Origin of the sequence: Qipengyuania aestuarii, assembly GCF_019711535.1 — a bacterium.
GTDB lineage: Bacteria > Pseudomonadota > Alphaproteobacteria > Sphingomonadales > Sphingomonadaceae > Qipengyuania > Qipengyuania aestuarii.
The window spans coordinates 172,847-189,456 of the sequence record NZ_JAIGNP010000003.1; the positions used below are offsets into that span (position 1 = coordinate 172,847).

Genomic DNA, 16,610 nt, shown 5'->3' on the forward strand with positions numbered 1-16,610 from the left:
ATAGTAAAGGACTTTCGTATTTTATTTTGACCGCTATATCGCTCGTGCAACGGGCCAAACGATGGCGAGGAGCGAAATTACCATGGCGGACGAGACAGCAGGCGATAGCGATCAAGGCGAACGTCCGAAGGGGTTGTCCAGTCCGCGGGTCCGGCTTGGTCTGCTGATCGCCGTCATTCTGGTCCTGCTCGCCGGGGGCTACTGGTATTACAATCATCAGACGTACGGCCGATTCCAGCAGTCCACCGACAACGCTTATATCGCCGCCGACAGCGTCATCATCTCCCCCAAAATTGCCGGCTATGTCGAGCGCGTACTGGTGACCGAGAATCAAACGGTTGCGTCGGGCGATGCACTTGTGCAGCTGGACGTGCGGGATTATCGCGCCCAGACCAGCCAGGTCGAAGCCCAGATCGCGGCGTCGCTCGCCGGAGCTGATACGGTTCGCGCACAACAGCGAGAGCAGGATGCGGCTATCGAGCAGGCCCGTGCCCAACTTGCCGCGGCATCTGCGCAGGCCGGTCTGGCTGCGGAGCAGGTTGCGCGTTATCGCCCCCTTGCCGCTTCCGGAGCGGAGCCGCGCGAAAGGCTCGACCAGCTGCAGGCCCAGGCCAGAGAAGCGCAAGCCCAGGTCGCGGCGGCGCGCGCCGCGCTCACGGCTGCACAGCGGCGGCAAGGCACGCTGGGCGAACAGATAGACCAGGCCAATTCGCAAGCCAACGCAGCTCGTGCGCAGCTTGAGGCGGCCCGCCTGAACCTGTCGTCGACCACGCTCAGGGCGAGCATTTCCGGGCGGGTGGGTGACCTCACGGTCCGGCCCGGACAATTTGTCCAGCCCGGCCAGCGCCTGATGAGCGTGGTTCCCACCGACCGTCTTTATGTGACGGCGAATTTTAAGGAAACGCAGCTCGGCCTCGTCCGCCCCGGGCAACCCGTCACCCTGGAAATCGACGCGCTGCCCGATCTCGAGTTATCGGGGAGAGTGGAAAGCATCGCCCCCGGGACCGGGGCGGAATTCTCGATCCTACCTCCGCAAAACGCGACGGGTAATTTCACCAAGATCGTTCAGCGCGTGCCGGTCCGCATATCCATCGAGGCTTCGCCCGAGATCCTGCGTCTGCTGGTGCCGGGCATGTCTGTTGTCGCGAGTGTCGATACGCGCGCCGCCAGAGACGAACTCGATTCGATCCGCAACGCGGCCGGAGACTGACCGATGGCAGGCGCCGCTGGAGCGGTTTCGCCGCCGGTCGAAAAGGCCGATGCTACGGCCTGGATCGCCGTAGCCGCCGGTGCGCTGGGGGCGATGCTAGCAACGCTTGACATCTCGATCGTCAATTCGGCGCTGCCGACGATCCAGGGGGAAATCGGCGCGACCGGAACCGAGGGCACCTGGATCGCGACAGCCTTCCTTGTTGCCGAGATCATCGTCATCCCTCTGAGCGCGTGGCTGGAAAGACTGCTCGGCCTTCGCACGCTGCTCATCGTCGCGGTTTCTGCCTTCACGGCCTTTTCGGTGTTGTGCGGCATTGCCACCGATCTGACGACGATGATCATCGGTCGCACCGGTCAAGGGTTCATGGGCGGCGCGCTTATTCCAACCGCCATGACCATCGTCGCAAAGCGACTGCCTCCATCGCAACAGCCGATCGGCATGGCGCTCTTCGGAATGACCGTGGTTCTTGGGCCGGTAATGGGCCCGTTGGTGGGGGGCTGGCTTACCGAGAACCTGAGCTGGCACTACGCCTTCTTCGTCAACGTGCCCGTCTGCGCGTTGCTCCTTGCTTTACTATTCATCGGGCTACCCCATGAAAAGCCCGACTGGGTTTACCTGCGCGAGGCTGATTGGGCGGGAATAGCTGGTATGATCCTTGGGTTGGGTGGGCTGACCATCGTGCTTGAAGAAGGCCACCGTGAGGAGTGGTTCGATTCCACGCTGATCGTCCAGCTCACACTGATGACGGTCGTGGGATTTGCACTTCTGACCTACGGACAGCTTTACGCGCGCAAACCGGTGCTCAAATTGCGCCTGATGCTCAGCAGGCAGTTTGCCAGCGTCGTGGTGATGGCACTGGCGCTCGGCATGGTCATGTATGGCTCGACCTACGTGATCCCGCAATTTCTTGCGATAATCTCCGATTACAACGCCTTGCAGACTGGGTTCGTAATCTTCTGGATGGGTGTTCCGGCCTTCTTGCTGATGCCTGTGCTGCCCTTCATGATACGAAGGATTCACATCCGGATTGCTGTGGGCGCGGGCATGTTCATCATGGCGCTAAGCTGTTTCGTCAGCATAAATCTGACAGCGGAATCGGGAGGTGGAGTGTTCACCGAAAGCCAGTTCCTGCGTGGCATCGGCATGATCCTCACGATGATGTTCCTCAACCAGGCGACGGTAGCTTCGGTTGCCAAGGAGGATGCCGGCGATGCTTCCGGGATCTTCAACGCGGCGCGAAACCTCGGGGGCTCGTTCGCGCTCGCGGGGCTCGCCTCGTTCCAGGATCAGCGCCTGTGGCATCATAGTCGGCGCATGGAAGAAACCCTCAACGCTAACAGCCCCCGACTACAGGAATATCTGGATGGCATGACGGCGTCGCTGGGCAGCCCACAGGCCGCGCTGGAGATGCTTTCCCGCATCATTCAGCGCGATGCGTTCGTGATGACCTACAACGATGTCTTTTTCGCCATGGGCGCGATTACCCTGGTCACGGTGCCGCTGGTACTGTTCCTCAAGCCTCTCCCGAAGAACGTATCCCTTTCGATGCACTGAGAACTCTATGCGCAAGACCCTAACCCTCCTCGCTCCCATGGCGCTCCTCGCGGGTTGCATGTCCGGTCCCGACTATGCCGGTCCCCCGCAACTTGCGACCGCCGCAGGCAATGCGTTCGTACGGGCCGGGCCCGAAATCGATCCGTTAGCGCCGATTGCCGGCGACTGGTGGACGTTGCTCGGCGATCCGGTTCTCAATGAACTGGAGGCGCGCGCGCTGGCCGGCAATCCGGGCGTGGCCGCGGCGCGCGCTCGCATCGAACAGGCAAGGGCTGCTGTCCGCCAGGAACGCGCCAACCGGCTACCCGCCGTGGCTGCGCAGGCGACTGCGGTCCAGGCGAATATCCCAGGGCTAGATATCGGCAGCGGCCCGCCACCGGGATCGCCCGGCGCTCCTGCTGACGACGAAGAGCAGGACAGCCTCAGCGTCTACAACGTCGGGCTCAACGCAAACTGGGAGATCGATTTCGCTGGGGGGCAGGCACGGCGTGTCGAGGCCATTAACGCTCAGGCTGCGGCCTCGGTGGCGAACGCCGAGGATGCGAAAGTCCAGCTCGCCGCCGAAGTCGCGCGGGCGTATGTGAGCCTGCGAGAAGCGCAGGGGCGGCTCGAGCTTGTCGAGCGAGAACGGGAATTGCAGCAGCAGATTCTCGAACTGACCTATCAGCGCTATACACAGGGCACTCTCCCACTGTTTCCGGTCGGTGACGCGAACGCCGAGCTCGAACTGCTCAAGTCGCAGATCGCGGAAGCTCAAGCGGACATCGATGTGTTCAAGGACACGCTCGCAGTGCTGACGGGCGAAGCGCCCGGCGCACTCGACGGGCTCCTGGCGGCTCAGGCCGAAATTCCGCTTCCCCCCGAACGGGTCGCGGTGGGCGATCCCGCAGCGCTGATAGCGCGGCGGCCGGATGTTCGAGCCGCCGAACGCACGCTGGCCGCGGCGAATGCGCGCATTGGCGTGGCAGAGGCTGCTCGTTTCCCTAAGCTTTCCTTCATGGGGATTCTCGGTTTGGGCGGATCAGAGCCGGACGACATCCTGGACCCGGGCAACTTATCGGCAATCGCTTTGCCGCGGCTGCAGTGGAACCTGCTTGACTTCGGCCGCACGGCAGCATCGATCGATCAGGCCGAGAGTGCGCGCGACGAGGCCGAAGCGCGTTATGTTGAAGTGGTCCTTGGCGCACTGCGCGACGCCGAACAATCGCTTGCCCGGTTCGGGCAACAAAGAGCCAACGTAGCCGCGCTGGCGCAGATCAGTCGACAGGCCGACACGGCTGCGGAGCTTAACGAGCAACGCCGCGCCGCGGGGGTAATCTCGCAAGGCGAACTCAACACTTCGATCCGCCAGCGCGAACAGGCCAGAGCAAATCTCGATCGGGCGATCGCCGCCATGACAAATGGCTGGATCGCGATCCAGAAGTCCTTGGGATTGGGATGGAGGGAGCCCTGAACGGTAGGCCCTAGGCTTGGGATCGAAGGGGATCACCTTAGTACGATGAGGGAGTACATTTCGATGCCCTATAGAGAGGGGAATCGCCTTAAAGCGGGCCTTCCGCACTCGGCCCAGAAGCCGCCGACCCTCTGGGTGGAAACGAGATGTTCTACCGAACGGCTCGAACGGGGTGGGAAGCGAAATGTCGGCCTATAATCCAAAAGCCGCAAGAACGGTCGCAATCAGATTAGGCCATGACCCCCTATTGGGCTGGTCTCGGCTATTCGCTCCATTCCCGCGATAAGGGGCCTTCCTCTGCCTATGGCTTCCTGCACCGAATTGAGAGAGAGCGAAGCGGAGTGAGCTTCTGCATCAGTCCAAACTTCCGTTATCCAAAGAGCGTGCGCATCGTCGGTCGTCGCCGCCACGATGTAGGACAGGTTGCCTGGCATATCGCGCAAACCCTCAAGCAGAATCTCAGCCAGCGCATCGCGCTGTCCATCAACTGCGATTATTTTGCCGATCAATCCGTACATAGGCTTACCTTCAGTTGTGCGGCCAAGCATAAGCGGCACGCAGGCGGCCATCGACCCGCTCAAAATTGCCGCGATAAAGCTGCGCTTAGAAAATTCCATGCTGATTTCATAACTATCACAGCGGCCCACTGCTAGTAACGCCCGCTCAGCCGCACGGCCTGTCGCATCCTATCTGTCCACAACGGGGTCGTGAGGAGACTGGCGGCTGCCGAGTGCCCGAGCGGCCAACTTCTGAGGTGCCGCCGCCAGGAGCGGACAGTCGGCAATCGGCCCACCTCCTGCCATTCCCAAGCACTTTCCACAGCAATCTCGCTTGACGGTGTAGCCGTATCGAACCTGCTCAAATTTGCGCGACCGGGTATTGCAAGATGCGCAATCAGATCTGTTCTTTGCGTTTCAACCGAGTTTTTCCAGGAATTCATCGTTGGGCATCTCGATTTCAACTACAATGCAATCCCTTGCCGCGTGTACTTCTTTTATGGTCGCTTCGAATTTCAACCCTTCAATCTGAAGTAGAGTATGTAGTGGCCGTCCGACACAGGACGAAAGGGTTGTCACAGGTAGGTTGGAAGGGTGCGAAAGTACGACCCTTCTGCCATCGATCCAGCTCCGGCCGTTGCGCATTTCGAGCGAGCACTCGAGCGTTCCTCTCGACCAATAGAACCGCCCTGCGGAAAACGGGAGAGAGCCATCGATCGATGTGAAGGGTTGATCACCATTTTCATTGAAAAGCGACGGCAGGTCGTCCGGGCTGATGTCAGCGAGCTCGAGAACGTGGGCGGAAAGACCTGTAATCTTCCGTCGATAAGATCCCAGCTCGTCGACTGTCAGGGCCGCGACGATGCGATCATGTTCGCGAAGGTCGAAATCAATCGCCTCGATCAGCTCTTCGATATCGGAAGCGCTCCGCCTCGATCGGGTTCTCGAGAAATCGTGATCGAGGCGAAGAAACTCGGCATGAAGCATAAGGCCGTCATGAGGCCCTGCCGCGAAATCGACCCGTTCTAAGGAAGCCTCCGGTCTTCTCGCAAACCGTGACTGGAGATCGCTGTAGGTATCGACCCAGATCTGATCGTAAATCTCCGCGTCCGCGAGCATCAGTCCGATGGATCGGACAATCGATGCCTCAATCATGCGCTCGTCCGGATGGGACTGGGGATCTATCGGAATAAGGAGCCGAGGTCCTGATCCAGAAGCCTGCTGGGAGTCGAGCACACTTACGGCGATATTGGCAAACCCGTGACCGCCTGCCAATTCCATAGGGAAGGACTGTTCGAAGCCCATCCGATGCAAGACCTTGCGGAAGGCATGCTCGTGTCGTTGGGCATTTGTCCAAACTGCGCCCCGATCCATCTGATCATTTGCAAACACGATCTTCTGGACACGGCCCGACTGCATCGATGTTGGTGAGTTGGACATAATAGCACCTCTACCGGCAAGAACTGACAACCGGTTATAGGATGCTCGCTTCAAGCAGCCCAAGCATCTTCAAGCTCAGCATTCGTGATGTCCGTTTCGCGTCCTCATTTCGGCCGTTCCACTCCTTCCATGGGTGATCCACAAGCGGACAGCCATTGAGATCTTGCACAACGCTATGGTGCCCGAGGCATCCGATGACCTTGCATTCACCGATCTTGTCCGACTCGCAGGACCGTAACATCTGTCCCAGCTCGTCTCGTAAAGCCATTAGATCGGAGATTTTGCGCTCCACCTCGGCTAGTTGCTGCTGAACCAGTTGATCAACTTCCTATCGCGCGGGTCCGGTTCCCATTCGCCGCGCGAACCACAAAGTCGCTGAAGGGACCACAATCCACATCAGCATGGGGACTAGGCCAATGTCGGTCCCCGGCAGCAGAGGCATGCTCTCGCTGTACGTCCATCCCCAATCGGCGCCGACCGCCAGGATTTCGACGAAAGCCGTTATTACGAGGCCGGTCGCAAGGTAGACGGCGAAGCGCCAAGCCTCAAAACGGGTCAACCACGGACATTGTCGATTGCCGATCGAGGCGACGAGATAAGCCGCAACCATTATGCCAGCGTCGCCGAACGAGGCTAGGCCACAGCGGCGAGCAGCCTCGGCGGGCGACAGACCAGCTGACTGGTAGAAGGGAAGCTGGAGCATCTCCCAGGCGAAAGCGATGAAAATTCCGAACAGGGCGATCCAGAGCGCTGGATGAGCACCGCGCCATTCGCGCGATTTCTCAGAGATTGGGTTTTGATCCTGCATCGTCTTATCCGTTACTCGCGCCATCTCCGTCCCGCCCTCACCGCTCAGGTATCGAATTTGGGAAGAGCGAGGCCGCGCAGGCGCAGGGCGTTGCCGATCACCGATACCGAAGACAGGCTCATCGCTGCGGCCGCGATCATCGGGTTCAAAAGCAACCCGGTCCATGGATAGAGGACACCTGCAGCGACCGGAATTCCGAGCGCATTATAGGCAAAGGCAAAGAACAGGTTCTGCCTGATGTTGCGCATAGTGGCCCGAGACAGGACGAGCGCCTGAACAACGCCGACGAGGTCGCCGCGCACCAATGTCACGCCCGCGCTTTCGATCGCGACATCGGTACCCGTTCCCATCGCGATGCCGACATGCGAAGCGGCAAGCGCGGGTGCGTCGTTTATGCCGTCGCCGGCCATAGCGACCCGGCGACCCTCGCTCTTCAACTGCTCGATCTTGCGATGTTTGTCCTCGGGCGAGACATTCGCTTCGACTTCGTCGATACCGACCTGGCTTGCTACCGCACGCGCGGTGGCTTCGCTGTCGCCGGTAAGCATCACGATCTTGATGCCGCGCTCAATCCGCGTTACGTCGTCGCCTTTCCGGGCAATGGCGTAACCGAACGGCTGGTGATCGATGCCAAGACGCGCCGGATCACCGTGGTCGATCGCAGGACCGTCACGTTCCGATCCAAGATTAAGGGATAATAGTCTGTTGGTCGCCGCAGCATTTCTATGATCGGTTGGCTGCGGCGATCATCACAGACAATCGTCGTCGATTGCCTTTTCGGTTGGAGAGGGGATTTCTTGGAAAGGGCATCTCGGGGTATCAGCCTCGCATGCATCACGCCGACTCCAATCCGCTCGCCCATGATCACAACTTCCTGAGCGCCTCGCACGACGCCCATGAGCGGCGCACGCGTTATGTCGTTGCCTTGACCGCCGCGATGATGGTGGTCGAAATCGTCGCTGGCCTGTGGACCGGATCGATGGCGCTTCTCGCCGATGGTATCCACATGGCGACCCATGCAGGTGCCTTGGGCGTCGCGGCCTTCGCCTACTGGTTTGCCAGGCGCCATGCGAACAACCCGCGTTTCACATTCGGTACCGGCAAGGTAGGCGACCTGGCCGGCTTCGCGAGCGCGCTTGTCCTCGCCATCTTCGCCATCGGGATCGCGGTTGAATCGGCCCAAAGGTTCGTCACTCCGCTCACGATTGCCTATACCGAGGCGATCTGGATCGCCGTGCTCGGCCTCGTGGTGAACCTCGCGAGTGCCTGGCTGCTTGGTGCCGATCATCACCATGGGCATGATCACGACCATCATCATCACCACGACCATGCGCATGCCGATAACAATCTGCGCTCCGCCTATTTCCACGTGCTTGCCGATGCCCTGACCTCCGTCCTGGCTATCGTGGCCCTTCTCGCCGGCATGTACCTCGGCTGGGCATGGATGGACGCGGCAATGGGGCTGGTGGGTGCATTCGTGATCGGGCGCTGGTCATGGTCACTGCTGCGCGATACCGCTGCCGTGCTTGTCGACGCCGAAGCGGCCTCTGAACGGTACACAGAGGTGCGCGAGGCGCTCGAGGACCGGACGCCGCGATCGGCGATCTGCACATCTGGCGGATCGGTCCCGGCAAGTATGCAGTCATCGCCTCGCTCATCGCCGATGATCCGCTCGCGCCCGACAATTATGCCAGCCGACTTTCAGAGCATGCAGAATATGTGCACGTCACGATCGAAGTTCATCGCTGCGAGCATCCGCATCCCGAGCTTCGCGCGGCCTGATCGCGCCGTTCTAAAAGACCGAAACAGTATTCGAGGACTGTTATACTGTAACAAAAGACTTATACTTCATCGTGTTACGGAACTTGCAATCTTGATGCGGTTTGCTAGGAGCCGTTGGAATCCATGACTACAAGCTATCGTCGCCTTGTCCTGCACCCTTTCGTCGTCCTGCTCATGCTGGTCGCGATGGTGTTCGTGACGGCGGCGGATGCTGCTGCTTGCGGTGCCGAAGTGGCGCCCGGAAGCACGCCCGTTCTGGCTTCGCTCGATAGCGCGTCTGCGTCATCCGCAGCCGCCGATGAAGTGCCGGGCGATCCGGATGCGCCGGCCGAGCAACACGGCGTGTGTGGACACGGCCATTGCCATCACGGGGCGAGCTTTGCCGGCACCGTGCAGAAGAATTCGGTCCCTCACTTGGTCGTGGTTCCCGATGCGCCTCCCGCCGAAGCGCTCGCTTCCGAAATTGCCGACCGACTGAAGCGCCCCCCTCGCGCCTGACGACCGTCACCGCGCTGCATGCCGCAGCGCAGTTCGGATCGTCAGCAGAGGAATTTTCGAAAAATGTCAGCCATTCATTGGCGAGGGGTCCTCCTTGGAGGGCTGTTCCTCGCCGCTCAAGCCACGACCGTGGCGGCGCAGGAGCGTGAGCTTCTGACGCTCGAAGCTGCGCTCGCTCGTGCGGGCATCGTCGACAGCGCAGATGAGCCCCCAGAAAATCCGCGCCTGATCGGACCGCGGGCCGAAGCCGACGCGGCGCGGGCCCTGGTCGACCAGGCGCGGCTGCGGCCCAACCCCGAAATTGCTTTCGAAGCCGAAAACATTGCCGGAAGCGGCGCATTTTCGGGATTGCAGGCCACCGAGTACACTTTGTCCCTGAGCCAGCGGCTCGAATTGGGCGGCAAACGAGGAGCGCGCGTCCGCGCCGCCCAGGCGGAGGCGCGCGTCGCGACCCTTTCAGGAGCGCTCTCGGTTGCTCAGCTCGGGCGATCGGTGCGCGAGCGCTATGTGGAAGCCGTCGCTGCGGCAGCCCGATTGGAACTCGCGCGGGACATAGTCGAGCGCAACCGCGAGCTTGCCAGGATCGCAGGGGTACTGGTCGATGTCGGGCGGGAGCCTCCCTTGCGTTCGCTTCGTGCCGAAGCGGCACTTGCGGAGGCGCTCGCGGAGCTTGAAGCGGCCCTGGCTGCCGACAGTGCGGCGAGGAATGCGCTGGCCGCGCTTTGGGGCGAGGCAGCACCTGCTGCGGACGTGCCTTCGGTGTTCCCCGAGATCGAACCTCCGGCAACGCTGCTCGCCTCGCCTTCGGCCTTACGTCTCCAGATCGCCCGTGCCGAACGCGAGGCTGCAGATGCCGCGATCGCCCGGGAACGCTCTTTAGGCATTCCGGATCCGGCGATATCCGCCGGTGTCCGACGGTTCGAGGAAAGCAGAGACCAGGCGTTCCTCGTAGGCGTTTCGATCCCGTTTCCGTTCAGTAATCGCAACCAAGGAAACATCGCTGCTGCCGAGGCGCGGCTTCGCGCCGCGACGGCACGGGAGGCGATTGCCCGCACCGATTTCGAACTCGAAGTCACGCAAGCTCGCGGACAATTTCTGGCAGCCGAAGCGCGGGTCGAGACCCTCGCGGAGACGTCCTTGCCCCAAGCCGAGGAAGCCTTGCGCCTCGTTCGGATTGGCTACCGCAACGGCAGATTTCCGCTGATCGAAGTTCTGGCTGCGGCCGAAGCGCGCGACACCATCCGTGAAGCATTGATTCAAGCCCAGGAAGATCGTGGCCGCCTGGCGGCGACGCTGATCTGGCTCGGCGCACAATGAGGTATTTCCAAATGAACCGTAGACGTCTGGCCGTTTTTATCGGCGTGATCGTTTCAATCGCCGCTGCAGTGTTTATGCTGTGGCCAAGTGGCAGTGCCGACCAGCACATTGAGGAAACGAGCGAGGAGGCCGAGCTTCCCGAAGGGCTTGTCCTGCTTGGCGCCGAACAAATCGAAGCGTCCCAGATAGAGGTCGAAACCGTCGGTCAGGGATCGGCGGTCGAGCTGGTCTTTCCGGCCACCGTCGCGGCAAGCCCGACGGCAAGTGCCCGCATCGATGCCCGCGCAGCGGGCGTAGTCCGCAGTGTCGGCAAAACGCTGGGTGATTACGTGAGGCAGGGAGAGACGATTGCCCGCATCGAGAGCGCCGACGCCGCTGCTCTTGCGGCGCAACTCAGCGCAGCGGGCGCGCGGGTCAACGAATTGTCTGCTGCCTACGATCGAGAGCGCCGCCTTTTCGAAGCCAATGTCACCGCGCGGCAGGATCTCGAGGCCGCCCGAGCCAATCTGCAGGTTGCTCAATCGGAACTTGCGCGTGCCCAAGCGGCAGTCTCGGCGGCGGGTGTTAGCGGCGACGGGCGCTCCCTCGCGGTTACGAGCCCGCTCGCGGGCCGAGTGACCTCGGCGCCTATCGTTCTCGGGTCCTTCGTCGAGGCCGGAGAAGAACTCTACCAGGTCGTGAACCCGAGCGGCATGCAGGTCGAGGTTGCCCTCCCGTCGGCTGAAGCAAGCCGCATCCAGCCTGGCGACGAGGCGACGCTGGAATTCGCGGGCAATCGTGAAGTCGGCGCGCGCGTGCGATCCGTCACTCCCTCGCTCGATCCCGAAAGCCGCAGCGCGACGGCGGTCCTGTCGCTGGCAAGGCCGATCCCCGGCCTGCAACCCGGTGCGTTCTTGCAGGCACGTATCCGCCCCTCGGGTGAGGTCGATACCGGCCGCATGTCGGTGCCGGAAAGTGCCGTCCAGACAATCGATGGCGCAGAGGTGGTCTTCGTTCGCACGCGCCGCGGGTTTCAAGCCCGTCGAGTGGTCACCGGTGCGCGTTCGGGAGGACGGGTGGTCATCGAGTCCGGTCTCGAAGCAAATTGGCGGATAGCCACCGCCAACGCCTTCTTGCTGAAGGCTGAACTCGAGAAGGAGGAGGCCGAGCATGGACACTGATCACATGCAGGACGCGGATCGCCCCCACCGCCATGGCCTGATCGGCATGATCCTCGACGTCGCCGTGCGCTTTCGCTGGGCGATGGTCGTGCTGACCCTCGGTGTGGCAATCTTTGGCGTGGTGAATTTGCTCCGCCTGCCCATCGATGCTGTGCCCGATATCACCAACGTACAGGTGCAGATCAACACCGAGGCACCAGCCCTTTCGCCCTCGCAAGTCGAGACGCAGGTCACCTATCCTGTCGAAACCGGGCTTGCTGGCATCGAGGGTCTGGAAATGACACGCTCGATATCGCGCAACGGGTTCAGCCAGGTGACCGCGATTTTCGAGGAAGGGACCGACATCTATTTCGCGCGTCAGCAGGTCAACGAACGGCTGACGCCCATAAGCGCTTCGCTGCCCGAGGGTGCCGAACCGGTGATGGGACCCATCTCGACCGGCTTGGGCGAAGTGCTCATGTATACCATCGAGTACGAATATCCTGACGGCAAGGAAGCGCCGCGGGGCGAAGCGGTCGGATGGCAGTCCGACGGGAGCTTCGTGACCGAACGTGGCGACCGGCTCGACAGCGATGTTGCCAAGGCTGCCTATCTGCGAACCATTCAGGACTGGGTGGTTGCACCGCTCATGCGGTCGGTCGACGGTGTGGCAGGTGTCGACTCCATCGGCGGCTTCGAAAAGCAATATCTCGTCCAACCCGATCCCGCACGATTGACCGGTTACGGTTTGTCGTTCGACGAGGTGATCGACGCGCTGGAAGCGGCCAATCTCGCCGAAGGGGCCAATTTCGTCGAACGGGCCGGTGAAGCCCTCCTCGCCCGGGTCGATGCGCGCCTCGGCAGCGTCGAGGATATCGAGCAGGCGGTCGTTTCCACCCGCGAGGGAGTGCCTATTCGCGTAGGGGACATCGCCACGGTCAGCATCGGTGGCGACCTGCGAACGGGCGCGGCGTCGCTGAACGGCGATGAAGCGGTCGTGGGCACCGTGCTCATGCGCGCGGGCGAGAACAGCCGCACCGTGTCGGCCGAGGCGGCCGAACGGCTCGAGGAAGTTCGCAGCTCCCTGCCGGAAGGAATTGTCGCGGAGATCGTCTACAACCGGTCTTCCCTGGTCGATGCGACGATCGCGACCGTCGAGAAGAACCTTGTCGAGGGCGCGCTTCTGGTCATTGCGATCCTGTTCTTGCTGCTGGGCAACATCCGGGCAGCGATCATCGCGGCGCTGGTCATCCCCTTTTCCATGCTGATGGCATCGATCGGAATGAACCGGCTCGGCGTTTCGGGCAATCTCATGAGCCTGGGTGCGCTGGACTTCGGCCTGATCGTCGATGGTGCCGTCATCATCGTCGAGAACAGCGTCGCGAGGCTCGCGGCTCGACAGGAACACGAGGGCCGACTTCTTACACTTGGTGAGAGGTTGACGGAAACGCGGCTTGCCGCGCAGGAAATGATCAAGCCAACCGTGTACGGCCAGGCGATCATTCTTCTCGTCTTCGCACCGCTTCTCACCTTTACCGGCGTCGAAGGCAAAACCTTTTCACCCATGGCGATCACGGTCATGCTCGCGCTCGCCTCGGCGTTCGTGTTGTCGCTGACCTTCGTCCCGGCAATGATCGCCATCCTGCTCAACAAGAAGCTGACGGAAAAGGAGGTCAAGCCGATCCGGATCGCCAAGGAGCGATACGGACCGCTGGTCCGCAAGGCGATCACCCGCCCCTGGCCGGTCATCGGCATGGGCGTCGGCATCTTCGCCTTTGCGGCCTTCGTGTTCAGCTTCCTCGGGAGCGAGTTCACACCGCAATTGGACGAGCGCGACATCGCCGTGCAATCGCTGCGTATTCCTTCGACATCGCTCGAACGTTCGCTCGCGATGCAAAGGCGGGTAGAGGACCGGCTCGAGCAATTTCCGCAAGTCGAGCTTGTCTTTTCGCGGACGGGCACGGCGGAAGTGGCCAGTGACCCGATGCCGCCGAACGCTTCCGATGCGTACGTGATCCTCAAACCCCGTGAGGAATGGCCCGATCCCGACCTCGCCAAGGACGAGTTGGTCGCGCAAATGGAGAGCGCCCTCAGCAGTCTCGTCGGCAACCTTTACGAGTTCAGCCAACCGATCGAATTGCGGTTCAACGAATTGATCGCAGGCGTTCGCGGAGATGTTGCCGTCAAGATCTACGGAGACGATCTCAGCGCCATGACCTCGGCGGCGAACGAGGTTGCGGGCGTGCTGCGCAATGTCGACGGCGCCGCGGACGTCAAGGTCCAGCAAGTGACCGGGTTCCCCACCCTCGATATTGCCTTCGATCGGCCAGCGATTGCCCGTTACGGGCTGAAGGTCGAAGACGTTGCGCAATCGGTGGCGATCGCACTGGGCGGTCGGCCTGCGGGCCTCGTTTTCGAAGGCGATCGCCGCTTCGATGTGGTTGTGCGGTTGTCGGACGCGACCCGCGACGATTTCGACCAGTTGGGTGCTTTGCCGGTGCTGCTCCCGAACGGGGCAACCATACCGCTACGCTCGGTTGCCGAGTTCCGTGTGGTGGATGGTCTCGCGGAGGTTCGCCGGGAACAGGGACGCAGACTGGTGATCGTTTCGTCCAACGTGCGAGAACGCGACCTCGGGTCTTTTGTAGAAGAGGCCCAGGAAAGGGTTGCGGCGCAGGTCGAACTGCCCGCTGCCGCGTTTATCGAGTGGGGCGGTCAATACCAGAACCTCCAGGCTGCTCAGGAAAGACTTCAGATAGTCATTCCTATCGCTTTCGCGGTCATTCTCTTGCTGCTTTACATGGCGGTTGGGGGCTGGGTGCCGGCGCTCGCCGTATTCAGCGCGATCCCGTTGGCCCTGGCAGGCGGGATTTTCTCCTTGGCTCTACGCGGGATGCCATTCTCGGTATCTGCGGCGGTAGGCTTTATCGCCCTGTCGGGTGTGGCGACCTTGAATGGCCTCGTGATGGTGACTGCGATCCGTCAGCGGCTCGACAGGGGCATGGCGCTCGATGACGCCATCGTCGATGGTGGATTGGCGCGCCTAAGGCCGGTTCTCATGACCGCGCTCGTTGCATCGCTCGGCTTCGTGCCGATGGCCATTGCGACCGGGACCGGCGCGGAAGTGCAACGTCCCTTGGCGACAGTCGTCATTGGAGGGTTGATCACCGCCACCGCGCTGACCCTTTTCGTCTTGCCCGCAATCTTGAAGCTGGTTTTCGGGACCAGAGAAGATGACCGGACCTGGCGACAGCGTTGGTGGGACAGGCTGCGGCGCAATGTGACAAGCGATGAGCAGCGCGAGCTGAAGGACATCACATGACCGATCGGGAAAGGAGAATACGGTGCTGGCACTGAAGGAAAAGAACGGACTGCTCTGGATACGTGCCGGAGGCAGGCAGGGGGATGAAGCCTATGACCGCTTTGTTCCCCAATTCGAACATATCGCAGAGCGCGAGGCCGGTACCGTCCCGATGGTGATCGAGCTCGCGCCTGACTTTTCGGGTTGGAACTTCGGAGGTCTCTGGCGCGATCTCAAGTTCGACATCCGGCATAAGGATTGTTTCGGCCGGATCGCCATAATCGGCGACAGCGAATGGGAAGAGTGGGGCACGAAATTGTCATCCTCACTCTTCCGCACCGAAATGAAGTTCTTCCGGCCAACACAGCGTAGTCATGCGGAAAGCTGGGTACAAACCGAGGAGGACGCAGCATGAGTGGCGGACATGAGGTCGATGTCGGGTCGCCTGAAAAGCGCAAGACCCTGTGGGTTGTCCTGTGGCTTAACGTGGCCATCGCGATCGGCTTTTTCGCGGTCGGGTATTTTGCCGATTCTAATGCGCTGTTGGCGAACGGCCTCGATAATTCATCCGATGCCATCGTTTATGCGCTCAGCCTGCTCGCGCTGACCCGCTCACGGACCTGGAAACGCGGGGCCGCACGTTTTTCCGGCATCATGCTGCTGATCTTCTCTGCTGGGGTTATCTTCGATGCTTACCGACGGTTTGTGGAAGGGTCCGATCCGGGCGGGATATTGATGATGGCGATGGCGTTCATCGCGGGGATGGTCAATCTCTATTGCCTGCGCCTGCTGCAGAAGATGGAGAACAAGGACGTCAATATGCGGGCGGCGACCACCTTCAGCTTCAACGACTTTATCTCTAATGGCGGGATCATTATCGCCGGCATCATTGTGATGCTGACCGGAACCAACTGGCCCGACCTCGTTGTGGGCATCGCGGTAGCTTGCATCGCTCTCTATGGCGGCATCGAGATTCTGCGCGACGCTCACATGGATAGCCACGACGATGCGGGAACCAAACACGGCGAGAAGAGGAATTGACCCTATTCGATCTTCCTGCACAATGTGTCCGATGCGCTGGCTTCGGCCGGTGTGATCGTGGCTGGCGTGCTCATTCTGCGATACGAACTTTATATCGCCGATCTGACCATCACGGTGGTCATTGGTGACTTTGTGATCTGGCAGGGCGTTACTTTGTTGCCTCGCACGGTGCGTCTCTTGATGGGCGCGGTGCCGGACGAAAGCGAGTTCGATCGCATTGTGAGCGACCTGCGTGACGCAGAAGGCGTGGCCGACGTCCATCACGTCCAAGTCTGGAGCATCAGCGAGCATTATCGCGCGCTTGAGGCGCATGTCGTTCCTGCCGAATCTTCGTTGCAGGCTTTCGAGGATGTGAAGGCGCGGGCTCGCGGTATGCTCGAGACGCGGCACGCCATCACCCATGCAACGTTCGAAGCCTGCCTCGCTGCCAACTGTGATCCGGTTATGGTCCCGGGCCATCAGGTCGAAAAGAACCAATGCCAAGACCATGATCACGACCATTGACAAGCGCGGCGATCAGGTCGGCCGCTGCAAGCAAGCAGTTTGGTAGCGCACGGCATGAACCGC

Annotated in this window: 13 protein-coding genes and 2 pseudogenes; 11 read left to right on the forward strand and 4 right to left on the reverse strand. The window is 61.2% G+C overall.

Features of this window, described 5'->3' with window-relative positions; all coding sequences use genetic code 11:
- Positions 1–61 precede the first annotated feature (61 nt).
- Genes K3175_RS10555 through K3175_RS10565 form a run of 3 tightly spaced genes read left to right on the forward strand, consistent with a single transcriptional unit; the run spans position 62 to position 4,220 of the window.
- Complete coding sequence (locus K3175_RS10555; RefSeq protein WP_221543370.1) at positions 62–1,210, forward strand: HlyD family secretion protein; 1,149 nt, start codon at positions 62–64, stop codon at positions 1,208–1,210.
- Positions 1,211–1,213: 3 nt separating this feature from the next.
- A complete protein-coding gene (locus K3175_RS10560; protein WP_221543371.1) occupies positions 1,214–2,767 on the forward strand; it encodes a DHA2 family efflux MFS transporter permease subunit in 1,554 nt (517 codons plus the stop codon).
- Between the two features lie 37 nt (positions 2,768–2,804).
- The gene (locus K3175_RS10565; protein ID WP_221544110.1) at positions 2,805–4,220 is read left to right on the forward strand and encodes an efflux transporter outer membrane subunit; all 1,416 of its coding nucleotides are present in this window, start codon (positions 2,805–2,807) and stop codon (positions 4,218–4,220) included.
- A 224-nt stretch (positions 4,221–4,444) separates the two neighbouring features.
- Here the strand turns inward: K3175_RS10565 and K3175_RS10570 are convergent, their stop codons facing one another.
- From K3175_RS10570 to K3175_RS10585, 4 genes and pseudogenes are all read right to left on the reverse strand, one after another.
- Positions 4,445–4,837, reverse strand: a complete 393-nt coding sequence (locus K3175_RS10570; protein ID WP_241555175.1) for a putative quinol monooxygenase — start codon at positions 4,835–4,837, stop codon at positions 4,445–4,447.
- Between the two features lie 297 nt (positions 4,838–5,134).
- A complete protein-coding gene (locus K3175_RS10575) occupies positions 5,135–6,157 on the reverse strand; it encodes a hypothetical protein (RefSeq protein ID WP_156320097.1) in 1,023 nt (340 codons plus the stop codon).
- A gap of 328 nt (positions 6,158–6,485) precedes the next feature.
- On the reverse strand, positions 6,486–6,965 hold the full coding sequence (locus K3175_RS10580; protein ID WP_086491662.1) for a hypothetical protein: 480 nt from the start codon (positions 6,963–6,965) through the stop codon (positions 6,486–6,488).
- 44 nt (positions 6,966–7,009) lie between these two features.
- A pseudogene (locus tag K3175_RS10585) lies at positions 7,010–7,534 on the reverse strand (HAD-IC family P-type ATPase); the annotation flags it as partial.
- 260 nt (positions 7,535–7,794) lie between these two features.
- Between K3175_RS10585 and dmeF the strand changes: the two are divergent.
- The 8 genes and pseudogenes from dmeF to K3175_RS10625 all read left to right on the forward strand — a co-directional run bounded on the left by dmeF (position 7,795) and on the right by K3175_RS10625 (position 16,547).
- Positions 7,795–8,747: pseudogene (dmeF, locus tag K3175_RS10590) on the forward strand (CDF family Co(II)/Ni(II) efflux transporter DmeF).
- A 123-nt stretch (positions 8,748–8,870) separates the two neighbouring features.
- Positions 8,871–9,245, forward strand: coding sequence for a hypothetical protein (locus K3175_RS10595; RefSeq protein WP_123880465.1), 375 nt, complete (start codon positions 8,871–8,873; stop codon positions 9,243–9,245).
- 63 nt (positions 9,246–9,308) lie between these two features.
- Positions 9,309–10,562, forward strand: coding sequence for a TolC family protein (locus tag K3175_RS10600; RefSeq protein WP_119595029.1), 1,254 nt, complete (start codon positions 9,309–9,311; stop codon positions 10,560–10,562).
- Between the two features lie 11 nt (positions 10,563–10,573).
- Positions 10,574–11,722 (forward strand): efflux RND transporter periplasmic adaptor subunit, encoded by a 1,149-nt coding sequence (locus K3175_RS10605; RefSeq protein WP_221543372.1) that lies wholly within the window; start codon positions 10,574–10,576, stop codon positions 11,720–11,722.
- 37 nt (positions 11,723–11,759) lie between these two features.
- Positions 11,760–15,023 (forward strand): efflux RND transporter permease subunit, encoded by a 3,264-nt coding sequence (locus K3175_RS10610; RefSeq protein ID WP_221544112.1) that lies wholly within the window; start codon positions 11,760–11,762, stop codon positions 15,021–15,023.
- A 22-nt stretch (positions 15,024–15,045) separates the two neighbouring features.
- Positions 15,046–15,417: a SpoIIAA family protein gene (locus tag K3175_RS10615; RefSeq protein ID WP_046904065.1), complete on the forward strand. Its 372-nt coding sequence runs from the start codon at positions 15,046–15,048 to the stop codon at positions 15,415–15,417.
- A complete protein-coding gene (locus K3175_RS10620; RefSeq protein ID WP_008603820.1) occupies positions 15,414–16,043 on the forward strand; it encodes a cation diffusion facilitator family transporter in 630 nt (209 codons plus the stop codon). The genes K3175_RS10615 and K3175_RS10620 overlap by 4 nt, the downstream gene beginning before the upstream one ends.
- Before the next feature lie 15 nt (positions 16,044–16,058).
- On the forward strand, positions 16,059–16,547 hold the full coding sequence (locus tag K3175_RS10625) for a cation diffusion facilitator family transporter (RefSeq protein WP_263435099.1): 489 nt from the start codon (positions 16,059–16,061) through the stop codon (positions 16,545–16,547).
- Positions 16,548–16,610 lie beyond the last annotated feature (63 nt).

Bases quoted from the DNA above. Each gene is read 5' to 3' on its own strand.
- K3175_RS10620 (WP_008603820.1), top strand. From the start codon at position 15,414: ATGAGTGGCGGACATGAGGTCGATGTCGGGTCGCCTGAAAAGCGCAAG.
- K3175_RS10595 (WP_123880465.1), top strand. From the start codon at position 8,871: ATGACTACAAGCTATCGTCGCCTTGTCCTGCACCCTTTCGTCGTCCTG.
- K3175_RS10600 (WP_119595029.1), top strand. From the start codon at position 9,309: ATGTCAGCCATTCATTGGCGAGGGGTCCTCCTTGGAGGGCTGTTCCTC.
- K3175_RS10560 (WP_221543371.1), top strand. From the start codon at position 1,214: ATGGCAGGCGCCGCTGGAGCGGTTTCGCCGCCGGTCGAAAAGGCCGAT.
- K3175_RS10565 (WP_221544110.1), top strand. From the start codon at position 2,805: ATGGCGCTCCTCGCGGGTTGCATGTCCGGTCCCGACTATGCCGGTCCC.
- K3175_RS10575 (WP_156320097.1), bottom strand. From the start codon at position 6,157: ATGTCCAACTCACCAACATCGATGCAGTCGGGCCGTGTCCAGAAGATC.
- K3175_RS10605 (WP_221543372.1), top strand. From the start codon at position 10,574: ATGAACCGTAGACGTCTGGCCGTTTTTATCGGCGTGATCGTTTCAATC.
- K3175_RS10580 (WP_086491662.1), bottom strand. From the start codon at position 6,965: ATGCAGGATCAAAACCCAATCTCTGAGAAATCGCGCGAATGGCGCGGT.
- K3175_RS10555 (WP_221543370.1), top strand. From the start codon at position 62: ATGGCGAGGAGCGAAATTACCATGGCGGACGAGACAGCAGGCGATAGC.
- K3175_RS10570 (WP_241555175.1), bottom strand. From the start codon at position 4,837: ATGGAATTTTCTAAGCGCAGCTTTATCGCGGCAATTTTGAGCGGGTCG.